Here is a 7,606-nt window from a genome sequence, read left to right on the forward strand (position 1 = left end):
GGTTCAATTAGGAGATCGGCATTGCTGTTTGCTTCTAGTTGGCTCCCACGAATCGTCGGGGCGCCGAATTATTTCTACTTGAATGGCGCGTTCCGCGAGGAGCAGGCTGCGGTCTCTTCAGGAATGCGGCGGCATTTTGAGTCGGAGCGAAGTGACACTAATCGCATGTTCCTCCGCCGTTCGGTGCATCGTCTCGAGAAGGGCCTAATCTCTCGTCCGCGTCGGGAGACATTCGCCGCAGACTACATCGGCAGAGTTGTATGCACCGTTGAAAGCTTTCGTGCGAAACTGGAGAACGAAGACCCCGGTGAGCTGAAATGGGCCGTCGATGTATTGAATCGTTATTTTGAGGCTACCCAGAATTCGGATGACACGAGGGTTATCGGGGCACGCAATGCATGGCTTGTACACTGGGACTCCGCCGATGCCGACAATGAGCAGGAAATCGACTTTGAGTTGAGTCCATACGAGCAGCCGCGACTCAATGATGCTCGCGAAAGCTATTCGGGCTTCACACGTATAGCGTTCCACAGGAGATCCGTGAGATGGTTCGAGGACCATCCTGTGCCACGCACGCTCGTGGAGGAGGCAGCAGCGGTAGGCCTTACTGCGCCGAGCGCGTGTAACCGACAGAGCTTTCGCTTGTTGGTTGTAGATGACGAGGAGCTGCGCGGGAAAGTCGCCGCCGTGCCGATGGGCACTGCAGGGTTCGCCCATCAAATTCCTGCTATCGGCGTACTGATCGGGCAACATCGAGGATATGAACATGAGCGGGATCGGCACGCGATCTACGTAGATGGTGGCCTTTTCGCTTCGGGGTTCATCACGGCGCTCGAGGGGCTTGGTTTGAATACCTGCTGTATCAATTGGCCGGAGCTGAGGAGCAAGAACACTGAGATGAAGGGCCTTCTCGGCCTTGAGCCGGACGAGAGAATCGTGATGCTAATTGCGATCGGTTACGGAATTCCAGATCAGTTGGTTCCGCGTAGTCATAAGCGTGATGTGAGGACAGTAGTGCAATGGCGATGAATGTTCTGATCAGTGGTGCCGAGGTTCGAGACGCATCTCGTGGCAATCGGGGTGCGGAGCAGCTGCTCCGGTCCGCGACAGCTCGAGTGCAAGCGATGGGTTTCGACCCGGCGGTAACTGTCCACCAGGTTGACGGTCAACTGCGGGGAGAGCTTGGGCTCAAGGAATACGTGGGAAACCCTCGGATCAGTCGCCTCGATCGACTGATTCCGAGTGTGGATTTCAGCGGATACTCCACCCTCCGCTCCTATCAGGGGGCCCTCGACGCTTCTGGATTCGCGCTCGGTGACGCGTGGGGGCCTCACACGGCAAGTTGGGTCATGCGGAAGTACGAGCAATGGAAGAGGCGAGGACTGAAGATCATCGCCCTTCCGCAGGCGTACGGAGGCTTCTCGGAGCCAGCGGTTCGCTCGGTATCGAGAAAGGCGTTAGGGCTGTGCGACCTGATATTTGCTCGTGAGGAGGTGTCTTACCAGCACCTGGTCGACCTCGGCGTTGATGAGACTCGGGTGCGGGTTTGCCCGGATATCACGATCGCCGAGGGGCCAGCAGCCGGCGTGGAGGAACGCAAGAATAGGCTGATAATCGTTCCGAATTGGAATCTCGCTGAGCGCACGGATCGAACAAGTTACCTCGACTGCTTGACCGGAGCTGCTCGTTGGGGGCAGGAACAGGGGTACGAGGTTATCGGCCTCTTGCATGAGGGTTCCAAAGATCTCGCAATTCTCGAGAGCGTCGCCGCCCAAACTCCTATCGAGATCCTGTCCGACCTAACGGGGTGGGAGACGAAGAGCTACATCAGTGAGTCACGGCTCGTGCTTGCCGGTCGCTACCATGCTGTTGTCTCTGCGTTGAGCACCCAGACCCCGGTCGTAACGCATTCGTGGTCGCATAAATACCGTGAGCTACTGCGGCAGTTCGGTGTTGAAGAGTGGATTCGTGACCCTGGTAACAGAAGTTCAACGATCGCCGGGCTGGTGGAGCTTCAAGGCGCGGACGCATACGCGTTGTGCCGCAGCAAGAAGCCGCTCGTTGACCAGATTGAATTGATGTGGGCAGAAGTGTCCGAGTTACTGGCCCGTTGAACCACTCTGCGTGAGCGGCAATTCTAAGGATGGAGGTTCGTATGCCGAGAGTTTCTGTCATCATGCCCACCTACAACGACGAGCACACGGTGGAGAGTGCGATCGAGTCGATTCTGAGCCAGACATTCGAGGACTGGGAGTTGCTCATAGTTGATGATGCATCCTCTGACTCGACGAGCCAGGTCGTTCGTGCGTTCACGCAGGATGCACGGATCACACTTACAGCGTTGGAGGAGAATTCGGGATCTGGTGTCGCTCGTAACGTCGCGCTCCGTAGGGCAGCCGGCGAATACATCGCAGTCATGGACGCGGACGACATCTCGTTGCCTCGCCGTTTGGAAACGCAAGTGTCGGAGATGGAGACTGACAAAAACATTGCTGTTCTAGCGACGCAGGTTGCAGAGTTCGGTGAGTGGGGAGGACCGCTGGAAGGGCGCTGGCCTACATCGGATTCTGAAGTGGCTGCTCGGCAGGCAGCGATGAAAATGCCGATTCCTCATCCGTCGGCTATGTTCAGAGCAACCGAGATTCGGCGCGTTGGTGGATACGACGAGCGCTGCAGACGGGCTCAGGACTATGCATTGTTGCTCAAGTTGGCCGACCGCCGAGTTCGGTGCCTGTCGGAGGTACATATGCACTACCGTACAGAGCGTCCCGTTCCGCTCGGGTATGTGATCCGCAACGGACGCTTTGCAGATTTGGCGCGTCGCCGGTTCGAACTTGCTCGCGACGGTGTCGATGAAGCGCTCCTCCCGTTAGATCCTGAGAAGAGGCTTCGTACTGATCTGGGGTCGTTCAAGAGTTGGATCGCACGGAATCTCCAGGAAAAGGTTGGGAGGTAGATCTGTTGACTGCTGAGTGGCCAACCACGCGTTCCTTGATGAAGTACATCAAGGCTGATATCGCAGCGAACCCGCGTGATCCGAAAGCGCAAATTGTTCTGGTTTTGCTCCGGATATGTCAGGCAGCGATGGGGCGTAGGGAGTCTCCACGTAAGTGGTCGTACCTCTTGATCATTGTGTACAGGTTGATGACTGAATTTGTACTAGGATTGGAGCTTCGACCCAAAACGGCAGTGGGGCCGGGTCTTTCGATCTACCATGGATTTGGCTTGGTAGTCAATGACCATTGTGTCATTGGCTCAGGAGTGAAACTACGCAACGGCGTTACAATCGGCAGCCGTGAGAATGATGGACCGGTACCGCAACTGGGAAACAATGTTGAGGTGGGAGCCGGCGCCGTAATCCTCGGCGATATCTCGCTTGGTGACGGTAGTCGGGTGGGTGCGGGATCGATTGTTCTAGACTCGGTAGCTGACGGCGTTACGGTCGTGGGGAATCCAGCTCGACCGATATCTACTGGTAGTCAGAATCAAAACAATTGCGAAGTAATTCTTCGGAAGGGAACTTAAATGAAGCGTGCACTGATCACTGGAATCACGGGCCAGGACGGTTCATACCTGGCCGAACTATTGCTCTCGAAGGGGTATGAAGTCCACGGACTGATTCGGCGGTCATCTACCTTTAATACCTCACGCATTGATCACCTCTACGTAGATCCGCATGAGGACGGCGCACGGTTGTTCCTGCATTATGGGGATCTTAGCGACGGAGCTAGGCTCGTCACACTACTCTCCCAGATCCAACCCGATGAGGTCTACAATTTGGGGGCGCAGTCGCATGTGCGCGTGAGTTTTGACGAGCCAGAGCATACGGGAAATACGACGGGTATCGGTTCGATCCGACTGCTAGAGGCGGTTCGCCTCGCGGGACTTGACTGCCGGTACTACCAAGCATCGAGCTCTGAGATGTTTGGGGCGACGCCGCCGCCGCAGAATGAAGAGACCCCGTTCTACCCGCGTTCGCCCTATGGGGCGGCGAAGGTTTATTCCTATTGGGTTACCAAGAATTACCGCGAGGCCTATGGGTTGTTCGCGGTAAACGGAATCCTCTTCAACCACGAGTCGCCCCGCCGCGGAGAGACGTTTGTAACCCGCAAGATCACCCGAGCGGTTGCGCGCATAAGAGCTGGCGTTGAACAGTACCTCTACATGGGAAATCTTGATGCCGTGCGTGACTGGGGCTATGCACCGGAGTACGTGGAGGGGATGTGGCGGATGCTTCAGGCGGACGAGCCTGATGACTATGCTCTGGCGACGGGCCAGCCATACTCGGTGCGTGACTTCCTTCAAGTTGCATTCGAGCACGCTGACCTGAACTGGGAAGAGCATGTGAAGTTCGATGAGCGATACCTCCGTCCGACCGAAGTCGACTCACTGATCGGTGACGCAACCAAGGCTCAGGAGAAGCTTGGTTGGAAGGCAACAGTGCATACCCCCGAACTTGCTCGAATCATGGTTGACGCCGATATTGAGGCGTTGACGCACGAAGGGCGGCCATGGATCGATAAGCCCACCCACTCGGACTGGGAGATCCACTGATGTCTGATGTGTTTGTGCCTGCCCCGCTCGATCGAAGCGCACCCTTCTATGTCGCAGGGCACCGGGGGCTCGTAGGCGGGGCGATCTGGAGGCACTTGGAAGAAGAAGGTTTCCAGAACCTGATCGGAAAGTCGTCGTCCGAATTGGACTTGAGGGATCGCGATGCGGTCTTGTCATTTTTTGCGGAACGTCGCCCAGTCAATGTAGTGCTTGCGGCTGCCAAGGTCGGTGGCATTCTCGCGAACAGCACCTATCCAGTTGAGTTCCTATCCGAGAACATGCGCATCCAGGTGAACGTGCTCGATGCAGCGCTCGAATACGGAACTCAGCGTCTTCTGTTTCTCGGATCGTCGTGTATCTATCCGAAGCTTGCACCGCAGCCCATCAAAGAGGAGTACCTGCTCACCGGTCATCTCGAACCGACGAACGATGCGTATGCGATCGCAAAGATCGCGGGCATTCTTCAAGTACAGGCGGTTCGACGCGAATACGGGCTCCCCTGGATCTCCGCGATGCCTACAAACCTGTACGGTCCAGGCGACAACTTTTCTCCAGAAGGGTCACACGTACTGCCAGCGCTGATCCGGCGGTTCGATGAGGCACGGCGGGATCGTGTCGACACTGTCACCAACTGGGGCACAGGTTCTCCACTCCGTGAGTTCCTACATGTCGACGACATGGCATCAGCCTGCCTACACCTGATGGAGCATTACGATGGTCCCGATCAGGTTAACGTTGGCACAGGCAAAGATCAGACAATCAAGGAGATCTCTCAGATCATCGCTGATGAGGTGGGCTTCTCAGGAGAAATCGAGTGGGATACGAGCAAGCCTGATGGCACACCGCGGAAACTGCTGGACGTGTCCAAACTGAGGAACTCCGGTTGGGAACCTCAGATCGACCTTCGGTCTGGCATTGCTTCGACAATCGCATGGTATCGGGAGAACATCAACGCGATTCGTGCGTAGGGAAATTCAAAGTCCACATACTTCTGGCCACGAGAGCCGCTCTCGTGGCCAGAAGCTTTGGCGGGTGTTCTGAGCCTCCCTCTGTAGCGCTGTTCTAATTGCAGAGGGGCACGTTCGTCGAGATTATCGGCTCGTCGACGAGCGGCTGCACCGGAACCTGCGCTGGGCCAGGGTTTGTTGGTTCAGTCAGTTCAAAGACGATTTCAACAGTTTCGCCCTGCGGGATCGGAACCTGGGCGTTGAACATGGGGTGTCCGCGCTCGCTGCTGTTGAATACGAAGCCCGAGACCCCGTTGACCGTCGACTTGTTCAACTTGGCTCCTTGCGTCGCGAGGAGCGCAACGTCAGCGAGGTTCGTTCCGACGGGTGCACCAATTGGGTTATCGAACATTCCGACGACGTAGTTGGTGTGGTCATTCTGTGGAAGCGTATTCGTAAGACGAACCGTGACTGTCGAATCCCGTGTGTCACCCACGCACGACCCCGCGGTGTACTCGATCTCCCGCTCGAGGTAATAGTCGAGTTTGTTGCCACCCAGGTTGTTTACCACCACCCCCGCATACGGTGCGGGGTCATCCGGAACTACGTGACCCAGCGCGGTGTCGGCAAGTACTTCCTGCTCTTCGGGCACCGAACTCCACACCGAAAGCCGGCCTTCGCTCGCGGCCCGCCCGAGCGCTTCGAGAAGGGCCTGCGGCCTCGAGATGCTGCCGGTCAACTTCTCGACGACCGTCTTGGCGACCAACTCGAGATAGGCCTTGCGTGCGGCCTGATCGTCGCCAAAACGGGAATATGCGGTCGATTCGGTCAATTCGACCACATTCTCGGCCGTAATCTTCTCGCCGGTCGGCAGAGTGACGTCGCCGACGACCTCGAGCACGTAGCTCAACGCGACAGGGTCGGTCGCAATGGCCCCGTCGACGCGCTCACCGGTCTCCTGCTCCCACATCGATTGCCAGATCTGGCCTGCATACGGGAAATGTGAACTCACATTGCTGTTGCGGAAATCCTGGGTAGCGCGGCTGTGGCCGTATGCCTGCTTGAAGTCGGGCCCGAGGTCGAGGGGTTCGTAGTCGAACTTCAATTCTCGGTTGCTGGCGACGTCGTCGATGCTCACTGCGCCGTCGCTGGCCTGGGCCACCGCAAACCCGCCCAGCAGTCCGCCGGTGCCGCGCGCTTCGGCGTTGGTCTGGAACCCGACGAAGTAGCTGCGCGGCCCATCCGCACCCAGCATTGCCGGCGCGATCTTCGCTGCCGTCGACGTATTGTTCAGCAGGCCAGACAATTCAGACACTTGGTCTTGCAGGTCCAGTCTGGCGTCGTCGATCAGGCCGAGGTACGTACCGTCCACTTCTTTCGTCTGCGCCTCGAGGTCAGTGATCGCGGCGGAAGTCGATTCGAGTACGGGTGCGGCATCGCGGAGTGCGGCCAAATTGATGCGCGCGCCGTCCAGAATCAGCTGATCCGGAGAGACCGCGCTGCCCGCATCGACGGCCGGCAGTAGAACGTCTTGTGTGAGACCGCTCACAATTGTGGTGAGCTGGCGAGTTGTGTCGAAGGGGCTGCCGAGCCATGGAACCGCGCCGGCCACGCGCCACGGGAAGGAATCAACGGATCCCTGCGCGTCCTGCGCGTAGCGGTCGGCGTCGCCGGCCGTGCGCGTTGCGGTGTCGGTATCACCGGACAGCAACGCGTCTTTCGCCTGCATTGCGAAATCCTGCGCCTTCTCGAGGTTGGATTTTGCTTGCAAGCCTTCGTAACCCAGCCAGCCGACGAATCCGAGTACTGCGAGAACGCCCACACCGCAGCCGATCTGCAGGCGCAGTCGTTTCTTGCGTCGTGCGGCAATCTCGTCGTCGGACAGGCGTCGACGTACCTTGCGGCGATGCCCTCCGGACGAATCTGACTCACCGGTAACATTGTTCACGCGGCCTATGCCCCCTTCGTGGTTCTCCCGCGGAGACGATAACCGACATCAACTTGGCCGTCCGTTCAAGTGGTGAGCTTTGCTAACCCTGGATACACTTTGTGCGTTCGATCGTGGCAACGGTGTTGGGAGGCATCAGCCGCGATCCGTCGGGGCG

Annotated in this window: 7 protein-coding genes; 6 read left to right on the top strand and 1 reads right to left on the bottom strand. The window is 57.8% G+C overall.

All coding sequences use genetic code 11. The features are described from left to right. Window positions 1-21: 21 nt before the first annotated feature. The 6 genes from ACZI8W_RS05310 to ACZI8W_RS05335 all read left to right on the top strand — a co-directional run bounded on the left by ACZI8W_RS05310 (window position 22) and on the right by ACZI8W_RS05335 (window position 5,522). Window positions 22-1,029 carry a nitroreductase family protein gene (locus ACZI8W_RS05310; protein ID WP_463367438.1) on the top strand — a complete coding sequence of 336 codons (1,008 nt, stop codon included), beginning with the start codon at window positions 22-24 and terminating at the stop codon, window positions 1,027-1,029. Next, a complete protein-coding gene (locus tag ACZI8W_RS05315) occupies window positions 1,020-2,114 on the top strand; it encodes a polysaccharide pyruvyl transferase family protein (RefSeq protein WP_463367439.1) in 1,095 nt (364 codons plus the stop codon). Before ACZI8W_RS05310 ends, ACZI8W_RS05315 begins: the two co-directional genes overlap by 10 nt. A 41-nt stretch (window positions 2,115-2,155) precedes the next feature. Continuing rightward, window positions 2,156-2,956 (top strand): glycosyltransferase family 2 protein, encoded by an 801-nt coding sequence (locus tag ACZI8W_RS05320; protein WP_463367440.1) that lies wholly within the window; start codon window positions 2,156-2,158, stop codon window positions 2,954-2,956. 188 nt (window positions 2,957-3,144) lie between these two features. Next, on the top strand, window positions 3,145-3,525 hold the full coding sequence (locus ACZI8W_RS05325; RefSeq protein ID WP_463367543.1) for a serine O-acetyltransferase: 381 nt from the start codon (window positions 3,145-3,147) through the stop codon (window positions 3,523-3,525). Continuing rightward, on the top strand, window positions 3,526-4,554 hold the full coding sequence (gmd, locus tag ACZI8W_RS05330; RefSeq protein WP_463367441.1) for a GDP-mannose 4,6-dehydratase: 1,029 nt from the start codon (window positions 3,526-3,528) through the stop codon (window positions 4,552-4,554). Further along, window positions 4,554-5,522, top strand: coding sequence for a GDP-L-fucose synthase family protein (locus tag ACZI8W_RS05335; protein ID WP_463367442.1), 969 nt, complete (start codon window positions 4,554-4,556; stop codon window positions 5,520-5,522). The genes gmd and ACZI8W_RS05335 overlap by 1 nt, the downstream gene beginning before the upstream one ends. 94 nt (window positions 5,523-5,616) lie before the next feature. Here the strand turns inward: ACZI8W_RS05335 and ACZI8W_RS05340 are convergent, their stop codons facing one another. Then, complete coding sequence (locus ACZI8W_RS05340) at window positions 5,617-7,449, bottom strand: DUF4012 domain-containing protein (protein WP_463367443.1); 1,833 nt, start codon at window positions 7,447-7,449, stop codon at window positions 5,617-5,619. Window positions 7,450-7,606 lie beyond the last annotated feature (157 nt).

This window comes from Rhodococcus ruitaii (genome assembly GCF_055230935.1).

Coding starts and splice junctions, on each gene's coding strand:
- gmd (WP_463367441.1), top strand. CDS start 3,526: ATGAAGCGTGCACTGATCACTGGAATCACGGGCCAGGACGGTTCATAC.
- ACZI8W_RS05325 (WP_463367543.1), top strand. CDS start 3,145: ATGACTGAATTTGTACTAGGATTGGAGCTTCGACCCAAAACGGCAGTG.
- ACZI8W_RS05335 (WP_463367442.1), top strand. CDS start 4,554: ATGTCTGATGTGTTTGTGCCTGCCCCGCTCGATCGAAGCGCACCCTTC.
- ACZI8W_RS05315 (WP_463367439.1), top strand. CDS start 1,020: ATGGCGATGAATGTTCTGATCAGTGGTGCCGAGGTTCGAGACGCATCT.
- ACZI8W_RS05320 (WP_463367440.1), top strand. CDS start 2,156: ATGCCGAGAGTTTCTGTCATCATGCCCACCTACAACGACGAGCACACG.